General features: G+C 40.6%; 17 protein-coding genes. 6 read left to right on the forward strand and 11 right to left on the reverse strand.

The features are described from left to right. Nucleotide 1: 1 nt before the first annotated feature. On the reverse strand, nt 2-2,800 hold the full coding sequence (locus ACXJY6_RS13075) for a M16 family metallopeptidase (RefSeq protein ID WP_458768607.1): 2,799 nt from the start codon (nt 2,798-2,800) through the stop codon (nt 2-4). Between the two features lie 791 nt (nt 2,801-3,591). Next, nucleotides 3,592-4,938: a metalloprotease PmbA gene (gene pmbA, locus ACXJY6_RS13080; RefSeq protein WP_458768608.1), complete on the reverse strand. Its 1,347-nt coding sequence runs from the start codon at nt 4,936-4,938 to the stop codon at nt 3,592-3,594. 109 nt (nt 4,939-5,047) lie between these two features. Here pmbA and yjgA point away from each other — a divergent pair, with 109 nt between their 5' ends. Then, nucleotides 5,048-5,572, forward strand: coding sequence for a ribosome biogenesis factor YjgA (yjgA, locus tag ACXJY6_RS13085; RefSeq protein WP_458768609.1), 525 nt, complete (start codon nt 5,048-5,050; stop codon nt 5,570-5,572). A gap of 53 nt (nt 5,573-5,625) precedes the next feature. Here the strand turns inward: yjgA and thiQ are convergent, their stop codons facing one another. The 5 genes from thiQ to mpl all read right to left on the reverse strand — a co-directional run bounded on the left by thiQ (nt 5,626) and on the right by mpl (nt 11,130). Then, the gene (gene thiQ, locus ACXJY6_RS13090; protein ID WP_458768610.1) at nt 5,626-6,330 is read right to left on the reverse strand and encodes a thiamine ABC transporter ATP-binding protein; all 705 of its coding nucleotides are present in this window, start codon (nt 6,328-6,330) and stop codon (nt 5,626-5,628) included. Next, on the reverse strand, nt 6,324-7,958 hold the full coding sequence (thiP, locus tag ACXJY6_RS13095; RefSeq protein WP_458768611.1) for a thiamine/thiamine pyrophosphate ABC transporter permease: 1,635 nt from the start codon (nt 7,956-7,958) through the stop codon (nt 6,324-6,326). Before thiP ends, thiQ begins: the two co-directional genes overlap by 7 nt. Beyond that, a complete protein-coding gene (gene thiB / locus ACXJY6_RS13100) occupies nt 7,930-8,913 on the reverse strand; it encodes a thiamine ABC transporter substrate binding subunit (protein WP_458768687.1) in 984 nt (327 codons plus the stop codon). The genes thiP and thiB overlap by 29 nt, the downstream gene beginning before the upstream one ends. A 228-nt stretch (nt 8,914-9,141) precedes the next feature. After that, nucleotides 9,142-9,777 carry a flavin prenyltransferase UbiX gene (locus ACXJY6_RS13105; protein ID WP_458768612.1) on the reverse strand — a complete coding sequence of 212 codons (636 nt, stop codon included), beginning with the start codon at nt 9,775-9,777 and terminating at the stop codon, nt 9,142-9,144. Then, a complete protein-coding gene (mpl, locus tag ACXJY6_RS13110; RefSeq protein ID WP_458768613.1) occupies nt 9,778-11,130 on the reverse strand; it encodes a UDP-N-acetylmuramate:L-alanyl-gamma-D-glutamyl-meso-diaminopimelate ligase in 1,353 nt (450 codons plus the stop codon). It lies immediately after the preceding gene. A gap of 274 nt (nt 11,131-11,404) precedes the next feature. Here mpl and fbp point away from each other — a divergent pair, with 274 nt between their 5' ends. Then, nucleotides 11,405-12,418 (forward strand): class 1 fructose-bisphosphatase, encoded by a 1,014-nt coding sequence (gene fbp, locus ACXJY6_RS13115; protein WP_456051720.1) that lies wholly within the window; start codon nt 11,405-11,407, stop codon nt 12,416-12,418. 149 nt (nt 12,419-12,567) lie between these two features. After that, nucleotides 12,568-13,095: an inorganic diphosphatase gene (gene ppa / locus ACXJY6_RS13120; RefSeq protein WP_458768614.1), complete on the forward strand. Its 528-nt coding sequence runs from the start codon at nt 12,568-12,570 to the stop codon at nt 13,093-13,095. A 79-nt stretch (nt 13,096-13,174) separates the two neighbouring features. On the opposite strand, the gene ACXJY6_RS13125 is transcribed toward ppa, so the two are convergent. Beyond that, nucleotides 13,175-13,969, reverse strand: a complete 795-nt coding sequence (locus ACXJY6_RS13125; protein ID WP_458768615.1) for a TSUP family transporter — start codon at nt 13,967-13,969, stop codon at nt 13,175-13,177. A gap of 96 nt (nt 13,970-14,065) precedes the next feature. Between ACXJY6_RS13125 and ACXJY6_RS13130 the strand changes: the two genes are divergently transcribed. Then, nucleotides 14,066-14,980, forward strand: a complete 915-nt coding sequence (locus ACXJY6_RS13130; RefSeq protein WP_456051717.1) for a LysR family transcriptional regulator — start codon at nt 14,066-14,068, stop codon at nt 14,978-14,980. A gap of 4 nt (nt 14,981-14,984) precedes the next feature. Here ACXJY6_RS13130 and ACXJY6_RS13135 read toward each other — a convergent pair whose 3' ends face one another. From ACXJY6_RS13135 to tamA, 3 genes are read right to left on the reverse strand one after another with little or no spacing between them, the layout of a single operon-like run. Then, entirely contained in the window at nt 14,985-15,341 is a 357-nt protein-coding gene (locus ACXJY6_RS13135; protein WP_458768616.1) for a gamma-glutamylcyclotransferase family protein, read from the reverse strand. A 10-nt stretch (nt 15,342-15,351) separates the two neighbouring features. After that, nucleotides 15,352-19,110 (reverse strand): autotransporter assembly complex protein TamB, encoded by a 3,759-nt coding sequence (gene tamB, locus ACXJY6_RS13140; RefSeq protein WP_458768617.1) that lies wholly within the window; start codon nt 19,108-19,110, stop codon nt 15,352-15,354. Continuing rightward, on the reverse strand, nt 19,107-20,819 hold the full coding sequence (gene tamA / locus ACXJY6_RS13145) for an autotransporter assembly complex protein TamA (RefSeq protein WP_456051714.1): 1,713 nt from the start codon (nt 20,817-20,819) through the stop codon (nt 19,107-19,109). Before tamA ends, tamB begins: the two co-directional genes overlap by 4 nt. A gap of 126 nt (nt 20,820-20,945) precedes the next feature. Here tamA and msrA point away from each other — a divergent pair, with 126 nt between their 5' ends. Then, a complete protein-coding gene (gene msrA, locus ACXJY6_RS13150; protein ID WP_456051713.1) occupies nt 20,946-21,578 on the forward strand; it encodes a peptide-methionine (S)-S-oxide reductase MsrA in 633 nt (210 codons plus the stop codon). A gap of 197 nt (nt 21,579-21,775) precedes the next feature. Further along, nucleotides 21,776-22,456: a zinc uptake protein ZrgA gene (zrgA, locus tag ACXJY6_RS13155; RefSeq protein WP_458768618.1), complete on the forward strand. Its 681-nt coding sequence runs from the start codon at nt 21,776-21,778 to the stop codon at nt 22,454-22,456. Nucleotides 22,457-22,503: the final 47 nt, after the last annotated feature.

Genomic DNA, 22,503 nt, shown 5'->3' on the forward strand with positions numbered 1-22,503 from the left:
ATTACAACACTTTTTTTTGTGGAAGGTTTATAGCTCGCAATGTTTTTTGTGGGGCAAGATAGGCTCGAATAGAGCTCTTCATCTCTTCAATAGAGATACTGTCGAGAATTAGCGATGCATCTTCTGTTGAACCTAATGGGTAACCGAATAGATGATCTCGATGTAAAAACCACTCTCTATTTGACGAATCACCCATCGAAGAAACCAGATCCAATTTCATATTCTTTTTGTTCTCACTAAGTTGCTCCTCCGTTATTCCATCATTAAGTAAATTATTAACGATCTCATCAACAACTTGCTGAGTTTGCTTGGCATCTTCAACTTTCGTTATCAACCTAATAATAACTTGTGTGTAATCATTACCCGCGGGCTGGTCAATGACCTGTACATAAGGAGAATAAGTTAATGACAACTGCTCACGTACAATCTTAGTGATCGTTTGACTGATAATGCGCTGCATTAACTCAGCTTCATAAGGCGCTTTTATACTTTGGTTCGGGGTATCGGTCACAGCGTAAAGCAGCACCAATGCATTATCTTCTTGATTTGTTGCGTCATTGAGATCACTTGCTGTACCAATTAATGACTGTGATGCTTTGTTAAATGCATGCAACTTACCTGTTGGTAAATTCGCAATATACTGCAAAATAACAGGCTTCAACTGATCAATTTCAAAATCACCGACAATGGTCAACTTAAACCCGTTAGCACTTGCGAATAGAGTTTTATAAAGTGCCTCTACATCACTTTGGTGCACCGATTCTAACTGCTTAATTGAAAACTGTTTTTGTCGATTATTATCTGGAAATATCTTATCTAGAACTTTCGCCAAAAAGACATTGGTTGGCAATGTTAGGCTAGTTTTTTGCTGCTCAATAATTCTATTTTTCTCTAAAGCAAAGGCATTCTCTTTAATTTCAGCAGCAGTAAAAGCTTTATAAAACATTGAAAAAAGCAGTTGTAAACTCTTCGGATCATTAACCGAGTGCATCGTAAAACCCTGCTGATTCTCAGTAACCAATGGCATAAAATCGGCTTTTGCTTGATTAAATTTCTGGTTCAATGCTTGTGCTGATAGACCTGCCAATCCACTATTTAGGTAACTGTTTATTAAAAATGCACTCGCGACCAATTGATCTTCTTGAAGAGAATTTACTCCTCCAGGTGCGGTAAAACTCATATTAATTGCATTTTTTACACTATGATCTGGCTGTAAAACAACACTCACGCCATTACTTAAATCCCATTGAGTAATCTGCTTCTCTGAGTAGAATCTTTCCCTTGTTATCTTATTTCTTGCTGTAACATTTTTAACAATAGGGAGAGTCAGTTTTTCAATTTTGAACTCTGATTTGCTAATCGGCTTGTTGATTGTCTCTGAAAAAGTGCTATCCAATACCGATAAATTAGGCTTAGTACTTTGATAAGGTACAGCAAGAGTGAGTTTACTTGGGGTTTTAAGCAATTCACTTGCCAACTGGTTAAAACTCTCACGAGTCGTTGATAGTGCCATCTGATAGGCCTGCTGCTCAAGCTCTAGAGTATATTCACTATCACCCTTCCTCCAAGACTCAATAACATCATCAGCCAATTGAGCCGAATTTTTATTGATATAATAATTCGAAAGCTCCGATTGAAATGATTTAAATAGAGCAATTTGCTGAGTATATTCAGCAGCGCTAAAACCATGTTGCTCAATGCGGGCCAACTCTTGAGCTATAAATTCAACCGCCTCACGACTCTGCCCATTCAGGTAATTAATATAGGCATTTCCAAACATTTTATTATTTAACAGCCAGTTATAAACAAAACCGACGTCACTAAAAGGCGTTTCTCTTTGGTTATTTGCCGCATTCAAACGGTAGTTAATCAGGCCTTTTAGCATATCAAGTTGTAGTGCTTCACCTAAATCTTTACTATTTTCAATAGGCCATGTTGGTAGTTCATAGAAAACATCTGTTTGATGAAAGTTAATCGCTTGGCTTGTGTAGGATTGAGTATCGGCCTGTAATGATGGCGCATCGGGAGTCGTTTGTTGCTTGCTGTTATCTGATTTTTCAAGAGGTGAGAATGTTTTACCGATTAACAACGCCGCACTTTTACTATCAATATCTCCCGTGATAAGTAATTTTGCATTGTTCGGGCGATACCAGCTTTTATAAAAAGTATTAAGGGAGTCAGAGGTGCTACTTTGAATACTTTCAAGTGTACCAATTGGCAGGCGCTGCGCATATTCACTGCCTTTTATATAATCGAAAAGAATCGCATTATCATATGATTTTTCGTTTAACGTGCCTAATCGATATTCATTTTCTACGACACCTTTTTCTTTATCTAGCTCAGTCGGATCAAATGTGATCGCCGTTAAGATATCTCGCAAATATAATAGCGTCTGGGCCAATAATTTTTTATCTGATTTCGGAATAGAAAGGCTGTACACAGTTTCTGAAAATGAAGTATACGCGTTAATATCATTGCCGAATGTCAATCCTGACTTTTCAAACAACTCAATAATTTTATTCTTGGGAAAATGTTGTGTCCCGTTAAACGCCATATGCTCAACTAAATGTGCATATCCAGATTGATCGCTTGTTTCACTGAATGACCCCGATTTGATCATTAACCTAAGCTGAATTCTCCCCGAATTTTCCTTCTTGGAGTGAATCTCATAAAACAAACCATTGTCTAGCGTTTCACTGACCACTTGTACGGCTGTCGAATTTACTTGCTCGGATGAACTCTGACATGCTGACAAGACGACCGTAGTAAAAATAATTAATAATAATTTTCTAAGTAACATATTTATTTAACCTGAATTATATAATTTGGTGGTATCAAATATTTTCCATTTTCAACAGTAAACGATGACTAGAACAATAGACATTGATAGAATCATTTTTATAAATAAAGTAAAATTCAATATTAATAAGTAGAATAGTTAATAAATTATCTACTACTCCTCTCAAATTTAAATAACAAAGAAAATAAAATAATACTTACTACATCTACTTAACTTCATAAATAACATTAACAAAAATATATTGATACGAATTATAACTTTAATTCGACATATATTATTTACTTATTTATAATAAACTTTAAATTAATTATATTCATTCAAATTCTTATTATATTCAAGAATTATTTAGAATAAATCACGTAGTATAGAAAGTAAGACACATGTATTGGAAGTGAGACCTAGATGAAATTAAAGTTCAATAATATCAACAAGATAGTGTAAATCCTTTAATTTAGTGCCTATAAGTCACATGAGCTCTACATCTGTTAAATTAATAAATACATTAATTACCTTCATAACGTAATCAATATATTTACTTCTCTACGAAAATCATATGTGATATTGATTCAATATTTTATATAGAACATATTATTCACTTACTAAATAATTAGATAAACATAGATAAGATTATCTTCTGTTTTAAATAATGAATATTATCTAAACTAGAATATACTAAGGTCACAATAGGTGTATTTAAGTAACACTAATTTAATTAAAAAACTTCAGGATTCACATGAAAATTAAATAATCGCAGGACGAACCTGCGATTATTTCGATAGGAACTAAACCAATTACTCGCCAGCAACTTTCATTGATTCAATCAAAATAGAACCGGTATGAACCTGTGAACGTACATCAACATCATTACCTACCGCGACGATATTTTTAAACATATCAGGTAGGGAACTAGCAATAGTGATTTCTGACACTGGGTATTGAATTTCACCATTTTCGACCCAGAATCCAGACGCGCCACGAGAGTAATCGCCATTGACGATGTTCACGCCTTGACCCATGACTTCCGTTACCAAGAAACCCGTGCCAAGTTCTTTTAACATCTGCTCGAAATTCTGATTCGACGAAGAAGCGACAAACCAGTTATGAATGCCACCAGCATGACCAGTTGGGTTCATATCAAGCTTTCGCCCTGAGTAACTGGTCAGAAGATACGTCGCCAGCTGCCCATCGGTAATAATATCTAGATCGGTCGTTTTGACACCTTCACTATCAAAAGGCGTTGAGGCTAAACCGCGCAATACATGAGGCCGTTCAGTGATATTGAACCAAGTAGGTAGAATAATCTCACCGAGTTTATCAAGTAGAAATGAAGATTTACGGTAAAGATTCCCACCACTGATTGCCATGACTAAATGCCCTATTAGCCCTGTCGCAACATCAGAAGAAAACATCACTGGATAATGCCCTGTTTTTAGCTTTCTAGGATCAAGACGGCTCACGGTCCGTTCAGCGGCTAAACGACCCACTTCACTTGCAGCCCATAAGTCATCTTTATGTCGAGAAACGCTGTAGCTATAATCTCTCTCCATATCACCATTAACACCTTCACCAATCACACTACAACTTACGCTGTGTCGGCTAGAAGCGTAACTTGCAAGTAATCCATGACTGTTCCCATAAACTCGAACACCGTAGTGGCTGTCGTAACTTGCGCCATCGCTCTGCTTGATTCGATCACTGTAGTTCAATGCCGCTTGCTCAGCCTCAATGGCAACTTCAGCTGCATAGTCAGGGTTGGGTTCATCGGGGTGAAATAGGTCCAAGTCTGGAATCTCTTTGACCAAAAATTCTTTATCCGCTGGGCCAGCACAAGGATCTTCAGAGGTGAATTTTGCTATATCAAGCGCTGCGAGAACGGTCTGCTCTATCGCTTTTTCACTTAAATCAGATGTGGATGCGCTGCCTTTTTTACCCTTACGGTAAACGGTAATGCCCAATGCACCATCACTGTTAAACTCAACATTCTCAACTTCACAAAAGCGAGTCGAAACACTCAGACCTGTACTCTTATTGATTGCGACTTCGGCAGCATCCGCACTTGCTGATGCCATTTCAAGAGCCTTAGAAACTGCCGACTCTAATTCAGCTCTTTGTTGTGTTACTTGCTGTTTAATATCCATAAATCGTCATTTCTCTTTTTTATATTTAGATAGCATAACAAGAATTTCACTTTCTCCCCATAATTCTTGCTAAAATAGCGTATATAGCAAACGGCAAAGTAAAGAGATCATGGCTCGTAAAAATCAAAAAGCTCCTTGGGAAGAAGAAGAAGAATTTATTTTGGTCAGCAAAACCGAAATGAAAAACGATATGCTCATCCTACAAAAACTAGGTGAAGAGTTAGTGGAGCTGAAACCTTCCGTATTAGAAAAGTTTCCTATTCCTGAAGATCTGGCGGAAGCAATTCATAATGCTCAGCGATTCAAAAACGAAGCTCGTCGTCGTCAATTACAATATATTGGTAAAGTCATGCGGTCAATTGACCCAGAGCCAATCCAAGCGGCACTAGACAAATATCGTAACAAACATGCGCAGTCCACTGTCGCATTACACAAACTGGAACAATTGCGCGATAGAGTCGTTGCTGAAGGTGATGAGGCTGTAGAAGCTATAATCGCACTTTATCCAAATGCCGATCGTCAGCGCTTACGTCAGCTTGCTCGACAAGCTAAGAAAGAGAAGCAAAATTCAAAACCACCTCGAGCTTATCGAGAAATATTTCAGATTATCAAAGAATTAGATGAAGAAAAGTAATTCTGCAGATTAAGCTTCCTAAAAAACTCGAGTCTATCTCGAGTTTTTTCATTTTATTCCCCTGCAGCGACAAAATTCGCAAGCTGAGTATTACAATGATTTCGATCCAATGTTGAAATCTCGCCCACTTTAAGCACTTTATGTTCAGCAATAAAAGCAAATCGATCTGCAATGGCTCGTACATCATTTAAATGATGCGACACCATGATCACCGTAATATTTCGTTCTTTAGCCAAGCTTTTTACTAAGCCAAGCATCTCAACACGTAAGATGGGATCTAACGCCGAAAAAGGCTCGTCTAGAAGCCAGATAGGATTGGGCTGTACAAAGCAGCGTGCTAACGCCACTCGTTGCCGTTGTCCTCCCGATAACTCACTAGGAAGTCGCTCAAGAAGATGCCCAATTCCCACTTGATTTGCGGCGTCTACGACTTGTTTTTTTTGATGCTCATTCAGTTTCAAACTGGGGTTGAGACCCAACGAAATATTTTCCACGACACTTAGATGGGCAAACAGATTGTGTTCTTGAAATAACATAGAGAATGGGCGCTGGTAAGGGGGAAGTTTGAGCACTGATTTTCCTTCCACCTTAATGTTACCTGCTTTAGGATGTATAAAACCCGCAATCAGACTAAGTAACGTCGACTTCCCTGCTCCACTCGCACCCATTAATGCCAGAATCTCTCCTGACTGAATCGTTAAATCAAACTGAAAATGCTCACATTCATATTCGTAGGTGGCCTGTTCTAACATCAACATTTTGATTCTCCTACTCGAGCTCTAGACAAACGATCTGCAATGTAAAAACAGAGTAAGCATATTAGCAGCATGACCAACGCAACCGCTGCAGCTGCATCCATTTGGTAACTTCCAAGCAAGCGATATAGATAAAGCGGTAGTGTCTGAAAACCTTGAGTGCCAAACAAGGCAATTGCACTCAAATCGCCTAACGCCACTAAAAAACTAATCACAAACGCGTATGACATTGGTCGACGCATGGCTCGCCATTCAACCAACCGCCAACGCGACCACCCTTTCATTCCTAAACTGGTACTTAGTCGCTGATATTGTTTTGCCAGAAGCCACATTGGTTGATTCAGCGTTTTAATCACATAAGGCAATCCCATTAATGCATTCACTCCGACGACAATCCAATAGCCCAAACTAAATACGTCGGTAAAAGAACGAAAGAGCAAAAATAGCCCAGTACTCAACACCAAACCCGGCGTCAGCAAGATAATAGTGCCCGATAAATCCAGCAAATCAGCTTTTCTATTTTCATGACGCAAACGCCATATTCGACTACTACTCAAAATGGCAACTCCGCTAAAAAGAGCAATAACACTCGCAAGAGTCGCAATACGAAACGAATTAAATACCGCTAACCAAAATTCAGTATCAAGCAAAATGACAAATAACTTACTGTTTAATCCGCTAAAAATGACAGCACAAAGCGGTGGAGTGACAACGATAACGACCAATGCAATCCAAAATCGGTCCCACCACTGAGCCGTTAACGAATCTCGAAACAACACAAGACGATCGCCGCCGGTTTGCGTTGATGCCTCTATCGGCTTGGCAAAACGTTGAATTGTTAACGATAAACTCGAACAAAGTAGGATTTGCCAGAGTGATAATAAAGCGGCAGCTTGCAAATCAAAGTCGTATTTAATCGCTTGGTAAATGGCCAATTCAATTGTTGTCGCTTTCGGTCCACCTCCAAGTGCCATTACCGTTGCAAAGCTGGTAAAACAAAGCATAAAAACAAGCCCAACAACATGAGGCAACTGCTGCTTTATTCTTGGCCATTCAACAAGACGAAAACGATGCCAAGGCGTTAAACCTAAATGTAACGCCAGTTTTTCTTGTTCAACAGGAATAGATTCCAAGCTAATGAGAAACAATCGCGTCGCATAAGGCAGATTAAAGAAGATATGAGCCAATAAAATGCCATTTAAACCGTAAATTGAAAACGGTAGCGACATATTCCCTAAGCCTAATAGGCTATTTAACCATCCACTTTGACCATAAATAGTGATGATACCTAGAACCCCAACCAAAACGGGCAATACTAACGTCGTGGAAAACAACTTAATGAGTAAAGACTTGGCGATGAAATGACGGCGATGAAAACCAATCGCAACAAAAATGGCAGGGATAACACTAAATACTGAGGATAGTAATGCTTGATAGAAACTAAACTGCGTAATATGAAGATAATAGCTGTCTAGCCATAGCAACTCTGGGTTTAAACCGGGCGCATAAGAAACTAACGCCAGCAGTGACGATAAAACAAAGGTCACGACGAATGCCGCGACCCCTAGACCTAATTTCGGTACAGAACGTCCCTTCACTGAGTTATTTAGCGAGTGCGTTTTGCCATTCACGTATCCAAGTTTTTCGGTTAGAAGTCACTGCTTCTTGCTCAAAACTCAACGCATTTTCTGGAGTACTTAACGTTTCAAAACCTTCAGGTAAGTCGATATTTGTCGCAGGGTACATCCAGTTACCTGTTGGAATAATAGTTTGAAATTCATCGGTTAACATAAACTCTAGAAACTGCTGAGCGAGCTCTGGCTGAGATGACGTATTTAAACGCGCGGCAACTTCAACTTGTAAGTAGTGTCCTTCTTCAAATGAAGCAGTAGCATAATTATCATCGCTCTCTGCGATTAAATGGTAAGCAGGTGATGTTGTATAAGACAACACCATATCCGATTCACCCTTAAGGAACATAGAGTACGCTTCTGACCAACCTTTTGTCACCGTCACCGTTTTAGAAGCTAGTTGACTCCATGCTTGTGCTGCATCATCGCCATATACAGACTTCATCCAAAACAAAAAGCCTTGTCCCGGAGTTGACGTTCGAGGATCTTGATAAATAACCTTGATATCGTCTCTTTGTTCTACAAGCTCTTTCAAGCTTTTAGGTGGGTTCTCAAGCTTGCTTTTGTTATACACAAACGCAAAGTAACCGAAATCAAACGGCACGAAAGTATCATCTTCCCAGCCAGTGGGCACCGCTAGCTCTGAGAAGTCAACTTCAGTTTTTTCCAGTAACCCCGTGGTTTTGGCTTCAGCGATCAAACTGTCATCTAGCCCTAGAATAATATCTGCTTTCGTATTTTTACCTTCTAGCTTCAGACGATTAAGAATAGAAACACCATCATCTAACGCGACAAAATTAAGATCACAATCACATTGCGTTTCAAAGGCTTTTTCAACCGCCGGGCCCGGCCCCCATTCAGAAGCAAACGAATCGTAAGTATAAATAGTGAGGCTGTCTTGGGCTAATACAGACGACGATGCAATAATAGAAAGGGTTAGAAGGGGTTTGGTCATGTTCACTGTTCGCTCTCCTTGGTTGTGAACAGCACAGGGAAGAAGAATAGCGATATAGAATCAAACTATCTCATTTCCTACGCCAGCATTATCTGGTTCAGGTATGCTAATCGATCATTGATTAGCGCTACGGGTCCCAAGTACAACTTGATCTCAGCGTTAACTAGTAATTGACTAGCTTGCTCCCCGATGAGTAGATTGGATTCTACTTAATAATAGTGAATTAAGCTACTGTGCTCGGCGAGAATCGTATCCCCAGCGTGTGCTCATATTATGCTCGATTGATAGGTGATCTAAAATTCTCGCAACCATAAAATCAACCAGATCATCAATGGTTTTGGGTTGGTGATAGAAACCCGGTGCGGCGGGCATTATCGTTACCCCCATTTGCGACAATTTATGCATATTTTCCAGATGTAACGTCGAGAAAGGCGTTTCGCGAACGACGAGCAGCAATTGGCCTCTTTCCTTCATTACCACATCGGCTGCACGCTCAATCAAGTTATCCGACATTCCATGAGCAATCGCCGCAACACTTCCAGCAGAGCAAGGGCACACTACCATCTGTTTTGGCGCTGCTGAGCCTGATGCCACAGGGGAAAACCAATCTTCTTTGCCACAAACCGTCAATTTACTCGGATCACACTTTAAATACTGTACCAACACATCTTTAGCCGCACTCGGACCACTCGGCAATTTCAAACCATGTTCCGTTGCCAGCACGACTCGAGCTGCAGACGAAATCAATAGGTAAACATGGTAATCGGCAGCAATGAGGCATTCGAGTAAACGCAACCCGTAAGGAGCGCCTGAAGCACCAGTAAAAGCTAAGGTTAGTGAGCGTTGCGAGTCATTTACCGTCATTTACTTGTTCAACTCCTCTAACAATTTGTCGTGAATAGCCCCGAATGCGCCATTACTCATCACCAAAATTGAATCACCAGGTTCAACCACATCACAAAGGTGCTGCACGAGGATTTCTATTTTATCACTAACAAAACTGGGTTGTTCACATTGCTCAGCGATCTCATTTACTGACCAAGGAAGATTATCCGGTTGATAAAGAGTAACACTATCGGCTTTTTGGAGTGACGCTGCGAGTAATTGTTTATGCACGCCAAGTTTCATTGTTGCTGAGCGAGGTTCTAACACTGCATGAATACGCTGATTTCCAACCTTATTTCTCAATCCATCTAGGGTTAATTGAATAGCAGTCGGATGATGCGCAAAATCATCGAATACTGAAACACCATTGACCTCGCCTTTGAACTCTAAACGGCGTTTGGTGTTAATAAACTGGCTAAGCGCCTCGCAAGCGAGTTCAGGAACAACCCCAACATGGCGAGCAGCGGCAACAGCCATGACCGCATTATTGACGTTGTGATCACCAATCAAATCCCACTCAACCGTTCCGACAACGTCATTTTGGAACAAAATCTTAAATTTGGAACCATCTGGTACCATCTTTTGGGCTTTCCAGTGGGCATCATCACCGAAAAACTCGGTTTCACTCCAACATCCTCGAGATAAAACATCAGAAATTGCGACTTCACAGCTAGGAGAGAGTATTCTACCATTACCTGGTACTGTTCTAACTAAATGGTGAAATTGTCGTTTAATCGCTTCAAGATCGTCGAAGATATCGGCATGATCGAATTCTAAGTTATTTATCACTAAGGTTCTTGGATGGTAATGAACAAACTTAGAACGCTTATCGAAAAAAGCACTGTCATATTCATCAGCTTCAACGACAAAAAACATACTTTCGCCCAATCTCGCAGAGATACCAAAATTTCCCAGCACACCACCAACAAGAAATCCCGGCTGGTAACCACACTTGTCCAATATCCAAGTCACCATGCTCGATGTTGTCGTTTTACCATGGGTTCCTGACACTGCAATTACCCAACGATCATGCAATAAAAATTCTTGTAACCATTGCGGGCCAGAGAGATAACGTAGATTACTATTGAGAACATACTCAACACATGGATTACCACGACTCAATGCATTACCAATAACAACAAGATCAGGACTCACCTCAAATTGAGAAACATCATAACCTTCAATTATTTCAATACCTTGAGACTCCAACATTGTGCTCATTGGGGGATAAACATTCGCGTCAGAACCCGTCACTTTATGTCCAAGCTGGCGGGCGAGCACAGCAACTCCTCCCATAAAAGTGCCACAGATCCCAAGAATATGTATGTGCATGTTTTTCTCTCTATTTTCCTCAAGATTGTATCAGCCACATTATCCCGATTCAGCCAATAAAAGCGAGTAAGATTATGGTCATATATATGGGAAAAAAGACCGATATTTATCTCGAATGTATGTTGCATATAATCAACACCAAAAGTGTGAAGTTGATCGGTTAGTTCAGTACCAATAATAAGATCTAGCTCATAGAATTAAATATAACGTCAATACAACAACTAATTAAAACAATTGACTGCTCCCACTTTAAATACATGCTAAAGGAAATAACATGTCTCAATTACGCACTCTTGGCGAATTTATAGTTGAAAAGCAAGCTGATTATCCTAATGCCAGTGGTGACCTATCGTCACTTCTTGCATCAATTAGTTTGGCTTCTAAGATTGTCCACCGTGAAATCAATAAAGCAGGCTTGGTTGATATAACTGGTGCAGTCGGTACAGATAACGTTCAAGGTGAAGCCCAACAAAAACTTGACCTTTATGCTAACGAAGTATTTAAATCAGCCCTTGAAGCCAGAGATAGGGTATGTGGCGTCGCGAGTGAAGAAGAAGATGAAGCCGTCACTTTTAATAAAGAATTAAATAAAAATGCGAAATACGTATTACTGATGGATCCTTTAGACGGCTCAAGTAATATTGACGTTAATGTTTCGGTAGGAACCATTTTTTCTATCTATGAGCGTATTTCTCCAATTGGCACCCCCCCAACTGCTGAGGACTTCTTACAAACCGGTGACAAACAAGTTGCTGCTGGTTACGTAATATATGGCTCATCGACCATGCTAGTGTATTCAACAGGAAACGGTGTGAATGGATTTACTTATGATCCATCAATTGGCTCTTTTTGTTTATCGCACGAAAATATGATGATTCCAGAACGTGGTCGCATATACTCAATCAACGAAGGTAACTATATTCGTTTCCCAACGGGTGTTAAACAGTACATTAAGTATTGTCAGGCAAATGTACCAGCAGAAAATCGTCCTTATACGTCGCGCTATATTGGTTCACTGGTTTCCGATTATCATAGAAACTTACTACAAGGTGGTATCTACATGTACCCAAGTACAGCAAGTTACCCTAATGGTAAGTTGCGCTTGCTTTATGAATGTAATCCAATTGCATTTTTGATGGAGCAATCGGGCGGTGTTGCCACTGATGGGGCGACACGCATTCTTGATATTCCACCGACAGAACTCCACCAGCGAGTGCCATTTTTCGCTGGCTCACCAAAGATGATGGATAAACTGCACCAATTTATTGAAACATTTAAAAGTGAGTAATGAAATAAACGCCCTATCAAGGGTGTTTTTTTTTAAATCGATTACAAATTTCTACATTATTCGTCGTAACAGCTTTGCGTTCATCTTCTAACTGAATAATAATAGGCGTCGATATTTTTGAAGTCCGAATAACGAAAAGGAATACTTTAATGAGCTTGAACAATGTGCCGGCTGGCAAATCACTTCCTGATGATCTTTATGTGGTTATCGAAATCCCGGCAAACGCGGATCCAATCAAATACGAAGTAGATAAAGATTCTGGTGCTGTGTTTGTTGATCGTTTCATGTCAGCGCCTATGTTCTACCCATGTAACTACGGTTACGTGAACAATACGCTTTCTCTTGATGGCGATCCAGTTGATGTTCTCGTCCCAACTCCTTACCCATTAATTCCAGGTTCAGTTATTCGTTGTCGTCCAGTGGGCGTACTTAAAATGACTGACGAGTCTGGTGAAGATGCTAAAATCTTTGCTGTTCCACACTCGAAGTTATCAAAAGAGTACGATCACATCCAAAATGTAAATGACATCCCAGAGTTACTAAAAGCTCAAATTACTCAGTTCTTCGAGCGCTATAAAGAGCTAGAAGCAGGTAAATGGGTAAAAGTTGAAGGTTGGGAAGATATTGATGCAGCACGTGCCGAAATTCTTGAGTCTTTCGAACGCGCTAAAAAATAATCTAGATTCCGTACCAAATAACAAAAACCAGCGAACATGTTTCGCTGGTTTTTTTATGCCTATAGAACCCCTACCTTAGTTAGATAAACCCAATGGTTGGTAGATTTTCATATATCAATTTAGCGGTCATAGTGATTGTCACCCCAATAAAAATAGGGCGAACTAAGCGACCTCCATATGAGATAACGCACTTACTACCTACAATGGACCCAATAATCTGCCCAACTCCCATAATGAAGCCCATGGTATAATCGACATGCCCTAACATAATGAACAAAATCAGCGATACGATATTCCCAACAAGATTCAGTGGTTTTGTCGCCATTGTCGCCTGCTTAATGGTATATCCAAGTAATATCACGAATGCTACCATCCAAATTGAGCCAGTGCCTGGACCAAAAAAACCATTATAAAAACCAATCAACAATCCACCGAACATCATAAATCTAGATGTCGATAACTTCGCTTCACTCCTGTTTGTCGCTTTTAATTTTTTAGACATAATGGAATAAATCGTGATTGCCCCCATCAAAATAGGCAACAAGATTTCAAGCGATTCTTTATCAATAAGACTCACGACAAAAGAGCCAACTAAAGCCCCAATAGAAGTGAACACGATTCCTATCAACATACCCTTTAACAGGATTTGCTGGCTTTTAATAAACATCAATGACGTCGTCAACTCGCCAATGACAGCCTGAAGTCGATTGGTTCCCAAAGCTTGCATCGGTGGGACGCCTACCAACATCAAGCCTGGAACTGTAATCAATCCACCACCACCAGCAATCGCATCAACCACACCAGCAATGAGCGCGATCAAAAATAAAAATAGATATACCCATTCAGCATGAGCAACATTCAATATAGATTCCATTTCATATCCCTTATTTACTACGTGATATGATTTGTAACATTGGCTAGGATATAGTTAAATTTATGCTTACTAACTTCTAAGTTAAGGTTGAACTTAATGATATCTTCTCAAGACATCGCTTTCTTTGTCACCATTGCCGCAAATCAGTCACTTGCTGCGGCGGCTAGAAAATTAAATGTAACCCCTCCAAGCGTTTCTCAACGACTACAAAATATTGAACAAAAACTGGGGGTTAAGTTAGTAGAGAGAAACCCACGATCGATTTCATTAACCAGTGAAGGGGAAGCTTTTGCAAAAAGAGGGCAAAAAATCTTGCTTGATTTAGACAACTTACAACAGGACCTGTCTAATGAGAAACTGGCAATATCAGGAAACATTAAATTGATCTCCCCTATTGGTTTTGGAGAGCGGCATATTGGGCCAATAGCAGCGGAGTTTCAGAACCTATACCCACTGACCACAATCGAATTAAATTTGTCAGATATCCCCAAATGGTCGATACATAATAGCCCTGATATCATGTTCTACATTGGACATTTGGAAGACTCTGCACTTAAGAGAGTTGTGTTAGCTAAAAACCAACGCTTCTTATTAGCGTCGCCAAATTACCTAAATTCATCAAAACCACTCGAAGAGCCTAATGACCTAGAACATCATAGATGCATTGCACTAAGAGAGAATGATGAAGACGCAACCATGTGGCGCTTTTGTGATACCACGACACGAGCCGACATCAACATAAGAATATCCCCGGTGCTCTCAAGTAATGTAAGTCAAGTCACCAAGGATTGGTGTATTGAAGGGCAAGGTATCATCCAACGCTCAGAGTGGGATGTGCAACATGAATTAGCCAGTGGACAACTAGTCAGGGTACTGCCGAATTATCAATTAGCCAGTGCCGATATTGTGGCATTGTTATCTTCAGAACGCTTCCATCGTTCGAGAAAAGTGACAACCTTTCTGAACTTTGTCCAGCAACGATTAGCACAACGAATTCTACTCACAAATTGATTCGTTATTCCTGATGCTCTCGTGTGCACCAGTCGCCAGACGGAATTAATTGTTCCAATTGGCGTTCATCTTGATAAAGGTATATCCAAGCCTGACCAAGTGATGTTTGAAGCGTGTCACGACGATATTCGATTGGGACCTCTTCAAGGCGATCTAACGCTTCTAACGTTGTTTCATTCACTTGATAAACTTCACCGATAATGGCGGCATCTCCTTCAATTGCTCCCGGATATTCGCCTAAGTCGTATAATGAAAAAAGAGGTTGAGTTTGAACCTTGCCCAGAAACTCGCTGTGTTCGAGTAAGTAATGATTACTCTCCCCCCGACGTAAAGTCCCATAAACAAACACCAAGTTTGTCATGACTCATCTCCTAATCAAACTCAAATTGATACAGCAAATCAACAGCACTATTAAGACCAGATACCGCTTCAACATAGAAGTTTTTCATCAAACGATAACGAACCGTAAACTCCCCTACAGAAGTAAAAATACCAACACCATATTTTACTTGAAGTCCGGGTAAAACATAGCCACTGACTGTAACCTGAGAATCATCGCCCGAGCCCGCCGTATCGAGCTGTAAATCATCAACACCAAACGCTTGACCAAGTTCCCCAACCACTTTTCCGCTCTGTGCCAAGCTTAACCCAATCAGTGTACTCGTGACGGTATTGCTACTACTGCTACTATCATCTGACTCTGTCTCTAAATCTTGTCCTCGAAGTAAATAAGAGAGTGCGTTAGCTTGTGCCATCACTGGTTCAGAATAGACGGTAACCGATGGTGCATCAGCTGAACCAGTTACTTTAATACCGGCTTCGACATCATCTTCGATATTATCTGGATTACGAATCGCGGTAATCGAAACGTAGGGCTGATCAACCGGCCCATGCATCAGGATTTGTCCTTTCTTGATCACCAGATCCTGACCGAATGAGCTATAGGTTCCATTGACAATATTGACTTCTCCAGTCACAAAAGGAGAGTTATCACGTTGAGTAACATTAAGTAAGCCAGTTAAATTGCCACTCAACCCAAATGCTTCAATGCTAAATTCATCACCAATATTCACCCGAATATTCGTATCTATTTCAAAGGGAAATTGATGTTTTTCCTCTATCGGTGTTAGGTTTTCATCTACAATCACCAAATCACTCGATACCTTAGTCGCACTCTCGGGCAGCTCTTCAACAACAATTTCTCCCCAAGGTAAATTAATATCTCCAGCGATTGTCAGTTTTTGAGGTGTCATCGAAAAGTTAATATCTGGGCTCGATTTAATGTCTACCATAGGGGGAACTTTGATATTCAATTCATCCGCAAAGATATGACTATTAAACGTCCATTTATCTATATTTTGCCAATCAGCATCGCCCGTCACATTTAGCTGACCATCTTCCGTAACCAATCCAGCCTCTAACTCAGCTTGATACCCCAAAAAGCGAATTAAAAACTGCCCATCACTAATATCAAATGGTGTCACTTCCCCTTCAGCTGCAATATTCGTTATTGCCAACTGGCCCAATATTTGGGGTTGAAGTAATGACCCATTTAAGTCAACTTGGCCATTCACCACAGCGTTCACATGCCCATAATCGCCTAATAGTGGCCCTAACGCTTCAAGCGTAACTTGATCGATATGAAATTGCCCATCAACGGTTTTATCATCAATATCAAGACCACTGACCTCAGCATTCAGCTGAATGTCGCCATTATCAGTTAAGTTAATACGTCCAGAACTGACCAGCTTATTTTCCGCCACGTTGATTTGCAGAGATACATCATCCCATCCAACAGTCACAGGCTCACTCAATTGTTGAACAACTTTACCTTTACCAAATTTAACATTGGCATTGAGTTTTGGTGCCTCTCCCGATTCATATTCAACTAAAATATCTGCATTAACATCACCATCCAATTCAGTATATTCAGGAATAACTTGTGGAATTTGTGAAAAGTTAAAATTAGATAACAACCATCGTGCTTGTGATTTCTCAGCAGAAAAAATACTGCGTTCCTGTAAACATAAACTGGCTTCACTCTCACGCCAACAATGTGCATCAACGGTAATTTCTTGATCGGTAATATTTGCGATTACGGAGATTGGTTTTTCAAGATAAAGTCGACTTGGTTCGCTTTCCAGGACGAACTGATGCAACTCTCCAACCCATTTGGTCATATCTTGGTCTAGTTGCCCAGTGATTTTTAACTCACCTTTTCCCCATGGCGCTTCTGTTGTGAGATAGACGGCATGTTTGGCTAATTCTCCTGCAAGGTGTACATCAACTTGATCAAGCTTTTCTCTTTGGTAGTCCACCGTATCCATCGCAAGAAGAACATCGGCAGAAGGAGTATGTAGCGGCCATACCTTGCCCTTTAATGTCGCACTTGCAATCTTTATCTGATCTTGCCAATCAATATCATTTGCGGATACGTCAAGATCAACTTTCGGTTCGGTCGTATCACCCCGAAGTTGAATCTTCCCGTTAACCTGTCCAGCAAGGTTAGGGATACTTTTATCGATATCAGGGATCATTAAGTCAACATCCATATCCCATTGCTGTGCAAGCTCTCCGGATGCAAAGATCTTATTTTCACCGTGAGCGAATGTGAGCCCAGATGTAGAGAGCTGAATAGGAGCACCCGCTTGAGTTTGAACGCCTTCTAGAACACCATTAACATCCAAGGGGTAATTAAGAAGATCACCTTGAATATCCAATGTCGAAACCTGTGTTTGCCATGCATTTTCTCCGCCGATCGAAGCAGACGCCACAAGATGGCCACCGATTAACCCCGGAATTTCAGGCCAATGTTGATCTGGTTGTATCTTATCTAAAGTAAGATTCGTATTAATCTCAATACTATCTCCCCAACTTGCAGTCACTCGTCCTTCAACGTCACCACCCAGTGTTGCGAGATAAATCTTAGGTAAATCTATGTTGGTTTGACTTCCACTACCTTGAAGTTCAAGAGATGTATCTGGAAACGCGTTACCCGACACATCTCCTCGTAGGCTCAAAGTAAATTTATCCAAACTACCTGATATTTCGCCATTTATATCATCCACTTTGACATCAGCCGATTGGCTCACAATTGGCCATTGCCCCTTTAGCTGATCGATAGAAAGATGAAAGGGTAAATTCGGCTCCAAAAGCTGTACTTGGCCACGAATATCACCTGTCGCTTGGTCACTTAAAGCCAAGTCGAGCTCCAGTTTCTCAAGACTACCGGACAAGCGTGCTTTAACCGATTGCCCTTTGGCTTGTTCTAATTTAGCTATGGATGAAAGTTCAAACTCTAGTGGGTAACTCTCCTTCAGAGAAATGTTGCCATTTGCACTAACATCAACTTCTGGCATATCGAGAGCAAAACCTGTCAATTCGATATCATTTTGGAAAGCACTCACAGAAAATGTCAGCTCGTTCACGACAACTGGAGTATCTTGATGCAAAGTAAAACGTTCCATATTGAACTGAGTAACATCAATATTCAAAGGAACCCACACTTCAGGTAACACTATCGGGGAGTTCGATTTTTTTTCTTCAGTTTGGTCTGAATCTGTCGAGGCGACATGAACATCAATATCACGCCACTCGGTGTTACTCACGGTAAGCTTGCTTCTTCGCCACTCAATTCCAGTTGAAAACTGCTTCCAGCTCACCTTATTACCAAGTGCCATTAATGAAATATCGTTTAACTCAATACCATCGATACGAATGGGTAAAGGCGCTTTGACTAATTTCAAAGGTTCTGTTGGCTCATTCTCTTCTTCAGAATCGGGGGCTTTTGGCATATCAAAGCTAACACCCGACGCTTGTACTGAATTCAAACATATTGCTGGCTGAAACAGACATTTGGCTTCGAGAGCGAGACTTAACGACTCTACACTGAAATCCAATTTAGGTTCTGCTCGATGGTACTCAACGTGATTCAAAGAAAATGACCTACCTAAGACACCGTTCGCTTTGCCAATCGTTAATTCTGGTACCGATTTTTCAACTCCCCAAGTCGCAAGTCGCAGTCCACTTTCAGTATAAAGTAACCCGACACTGAGTAGAAAAATCAGTAGAATCAGCAGCACAGTACTAATGAATAGCCACTTGGATACACGAAACATGGCTTTAATCATAATTCAGGCCCTAAAGTAAAGTGGATATGGAATTGATCACTCGGCTCTTCATCTAATCCCCAAGCAAAATCAAGGCGAAGTGGCCCAATTGGAGAAACCCAACGCGCGCCAAAACCTACACCGTGTTTCAAATCAGGCATATCATCAAACGCATCGCCAATGTCGTAGAAAAGCGCTCCCCACCAATTCCCATAAACGTGATACTGATACTCAACTGAAGAGGTAATTAAGAACTTTCCGCCCACGACATCACCATTGGAATCCGTTGGGGAAATAGACTCATAGTCATAACCTCTGATACTGTTGTCTCCACCAGCATAAAAACGCAGTGACGGTGGGACTTCGCCAAAATCATCAATTAAATTTGCCCCACCTGCTACACGAAAAATGGTTCGGTGAGTATCGGAAAGCGTTCGAATTAAAGCGCCTTCACCGGTTAGATGTAAAATGTCCGTATCAGAGAAAAAATCTTCATTCCCGTACTCTGCAGTTGCTGTAATTTTATCTCCCCAATGAATTAACCGAGTTCCACGGCTTCGAGTTCGAGAAAACGTAATACCTGGCAGGACAAAGTGAGCAATATCGTCTAATGACCCTTGCTCATAGTTTTCAATTAAATAGCGAATCGATAACGTGCGATTCCAGCCATTATCAAAATGCAAAAATCGCTTTAGAGCTAAGTTTGATTCAATACTTTGAGTGTCGGAGCTGTCTTCATTTTTTAACCCATACTGAATGACATAATATTCATCAATAGGATTATCTAATGGAATCTTATAACTTGCTGTGACCGTTTGTTCCGTTTCGGAAAGCGACAGATTACTGGAAAAAGAGTGTCCTTTTTCATTCAACCAGGGCTTATTCCAGATAAAAGAACCTCGAACGCCAACATCGGTAGAATACCCAATTCCCACTTCCATTTTGTTTTTCACAGCGGGCAAAAGTGTTACATCGATAGGAAGTACATTGTTCTCACCAGCCTCGTCTAAATTTGGCTGAATTAAGACAGTGGAAAACCACCCTGTATTGGAAAGCTGTTGATTGAATTCACCCAACTCGGAAACCAAATATTTATCACCTTCGTCAAACGATTTTAATAATTCAACTTTTGACTCTAAAATTTGACTGCCTTCTATATTGATCTCACCATAACGAAAACGTTCACCACTGTCATAATCGAGCGTAACAAATGCTTGGTTAAGTTGAGGAGATATCGCTAAACTGCTTTGGCGAAATTGGCCGTTGAAGTAACCTTTATTCACCGCCAAGCTTTGAATACTCGCTTTTAAACTGTCATATTCGCCTTGGTTTATCACGCTTCCAATTTTTAGTGAGCTCTCTTCGATAAGCTGCACAAAATCATTATCCGTGTTCGCTTCACCGTCGAGCTGAATATCCAAGCTTTTGATGACAGTGGCCGGTCCACGATCAACGTTCACCACCAATTCTTGGCCATCGTCTTCTACGCGAAATGAGATCTCTGGGTGATAGTATCCAAGAGCATTGAGAGCCAGCGTTATTTCATCTTTCAACCGAGAGCGAAAGCGTAAACTCGTTGAATAATCATCTTCGTCGATTGACGATAAGTAAGCATCAATATTTTCTTTTTCTGCTCCTTTTACCCCCTTAATCGTTAAATCAACATCGGAGTATGCACTGGAAGACATAAGGAAAAGGCTAATAGCTAGTGAGGGTAACAACAATCTCATACAACAATTTTTGGGGAAATAGGCAAATTTTTAATATCTTAACGGTTTCGAAACACACTGTCTGTATCCTTACCGCGAAATCTAGATTATGGTTGGTAACAACATTCCTTCTTATATAGGTACTGTATGTCGAATAATAACGAAATGCCCATTATTGATACTCCTCCAAAAGGGAGAGCAACACCACTTCAAATCGACGATATTCACTACGTCAATCAATCGATTTTATCTGCTGAGCCCAAAAACGGACAACAAAAAATCATTGTCGGCATGGGATGCTTTTGGGGTGCTGAACGATTATTTTGGCAAATAGACGGTGTGCTTTCTACTGCTGTTGGTTATTCAGGCGGGCTAACTCCAAACCCAACCTATGAAGAAGTATGCAGCGGAACCACTGGGCATACCGAAGTTGTCCGAATTATTTATGATCCCAATACCCTGACTCTCGATCAGCTATTAGCGTATTTCTGGGAACATCACGATCCTACACAAGGTATGCGTCAAGGGAACGATATCGGTACTCAATATCGCTCAGCGATTTACTATTACAACGACGAACAAAAAGCGATCATCGAACGCTCGCAAAAAAAGTTTCAACAGCTATTAGAGTCTAAATCACTGCCTGTAATTACCACCGAAATCCAGCCTGCTAAACCTTTCTATTATGCAGAAAGTTACCACCAGCAATATTTGGCTAAAAACCCTGATGGTTACTGTGGTCTGAAAGGAACAGGGGTTTGTTTTCCCTCTCAAGATTAAGACTTGTCTCTGATAGGAATTGTTATATTATAACAATTCCTACTTTCCATATATAAGTTGATGCGCTCTTCAATATTTAATCCGCACAAATTCACCACTCAGCAATAGTATCAATATTACTGAGGAATGAGCTTTGCATTTATCGAGCATCAATTTGATCGTGACAAAGAACACCTAATTTGAATTTGGAGAACAACATGTACAAGCAACTACCTTTATCTATCCTAGTTGGATTAGCTCTTTCAACCCCATCTCTAGCAAACGAAGAAGTTCGTCAACACGGCGCTCATGTTCATGGCAATATCGAAATGAACATTGCTCAAGATGGGCATGACTTGCTGATTGAAATCACGTCACCAGGTATGGATATTGTGGGTTTTGAACATCATCCAGAAAATGAACAAGATCATAAAAAAATAGATAATGCCGTTGAGATCCTAGAAGATGCCAACAAGTTAGTCTCACTAAATTCAGCAGCAAACTGTTCATTGGAAACCGCTCACGTACATGCGCCAGGTGAAGAGCACGAGGAGCATGACCACGAAGGTCATGAAGACGGGCACAAAGACCATGGCCACGATAGCCATGAAGACGAACACAAAGACCACGACCACGATAGCCATGAAGGCGAACACAAAGATCATGACCACGATAGCCATGAAGAAGGTCACGAAGGACATGACCACGAAGAAGGGACACACAGTGAGTTTACTATCGAATACACTTATCATTGTGAACAAATAAGCGAGTTAAAGTCGTTAACCACAACTTGGTTCACTGCATTCCCAACTACGCATGAAATCGACGTAAACGTGTTTACCGACAAACAGCAAACCGCTGTCGAACTTAACGCTGACCAACCGACTGTTCAACTTTAATTAATACGTCCACCCACCCGTAAAAGTAAGTCGGCTCTTACTTTTAC

This window comes from Vibrio phycocola (assembly GCF_054404255.1).

Excerpts from the sequence above, each read along its gene's own strand:
- tamB (WP_458768617.1), bottom strand. The coding sequence starts at position 19,110 with ATGATTAAAGCCATGTTTCGTGTATCCAAGTGGCTATTCATTAGTACT.
- pmbA (WP_458768608.1), bottom strand. The coding sequence starts at position 4,938 with ATGGATATTAAACAGCAAGTAACACAACAAAGAGCTGAATTAGAGTCG.
- ACXJY6_RS13130 (WP_456051717.1), top strand. The coding sequence starts at position 14,066 with ATGATATCTTCTCAAGACATCGCTTTCTTTGTCACCATTGCCGCAAAT.
- ACXJY6_RS13105 (WP_458768612.1), bottom strand. The coding sequence starts at position 9,777 with ATGACGGTAAATGACTCGCAACGCTCACTAACCTTAGCTTTTACTGGT.
- mpl (WP_458768613.1), bottom strand. The coding sequence starts at position 11,130 with ATGCACATACATATTCTTGGGATCTGTGGCACTTTTATGGGAGGAGTT.
- msrA (WP_456051713.1), top strand. The coding sequence starts at position 20,946 with ATGTCGAATAATAACGAAATGCCCATTATTGATACTCCTCCAAAAGGG.
- thiQ (WP_458768610.1), bottom strand. The coding sequence starts at position 6,330 with ATGTTGATGTTAGAACAGGCCACCTACGAATATGAATGTGAGCATTTT.
- zrgA (WP_458768618.1), top strand. The coding sequence starts at position 21,776 with ATGTACAAGCAACTACCTTTATCTATCCTAGTTGGATTAGCTCTTTCA.
- thiB (WP_458768687.1), bottom strand. The coding sequence starts at position 8,913 with ATGACCAAACCCCTTCTAACCCTTTCTATTATTGCATCGTCGTCTGTA.
- ACXJY6_RS13075 (WP_458768607.1), bottom strand. The coding sequence starts at position 2,800 with ATGTTACTTAGAAAATTATTATTAATTATTTTTACTACGGTCGTCTTG.
- fbp (WP_456051720.1), top strand. The coding sequence starts at position 11,405 with ATGTCTCAATTACGCACTCTTGGCGAATTTATAGTTGAAAAGCAAGCT.
- tamA (WP_456051714.1), bottom strand. The coding sequence starts at position 20,819 with ATGAGATTGTTGTTACCCTCACTAGCTATTAGCCTTTTCCTTATGTCT.
- ACXJY6_RS13125 (WP_458768615.1), bottom strand. The coding sequence starts at position 13,969 with ATGGAATCTATATTGAATGTTGCTCATGCTGAATGGGTATATCTATTT.
- ACXJY6_RS13135 (WP_458768616.1), bottom strand. The coding sequence starts at position 15,341 with ATGACAAACTTGGTGTTTGTTTATGGGACTTTACGTCGGGGGGAGAGT.
- ppa (WP_458768614.1), top strand. The coding sequence starts at position 12,568 with ATGAGCTTGAACAATGTGCCGGCTGGCAAATCACTTCCTGATGATCTT.
- yjgA (WP_458768609.1), top strand. The coding sequence starts at position 5,048 with ATGGCTCGTAAAAATCAAAAAGCTCCTTGGGAAGAAGAAGAAGAATTT.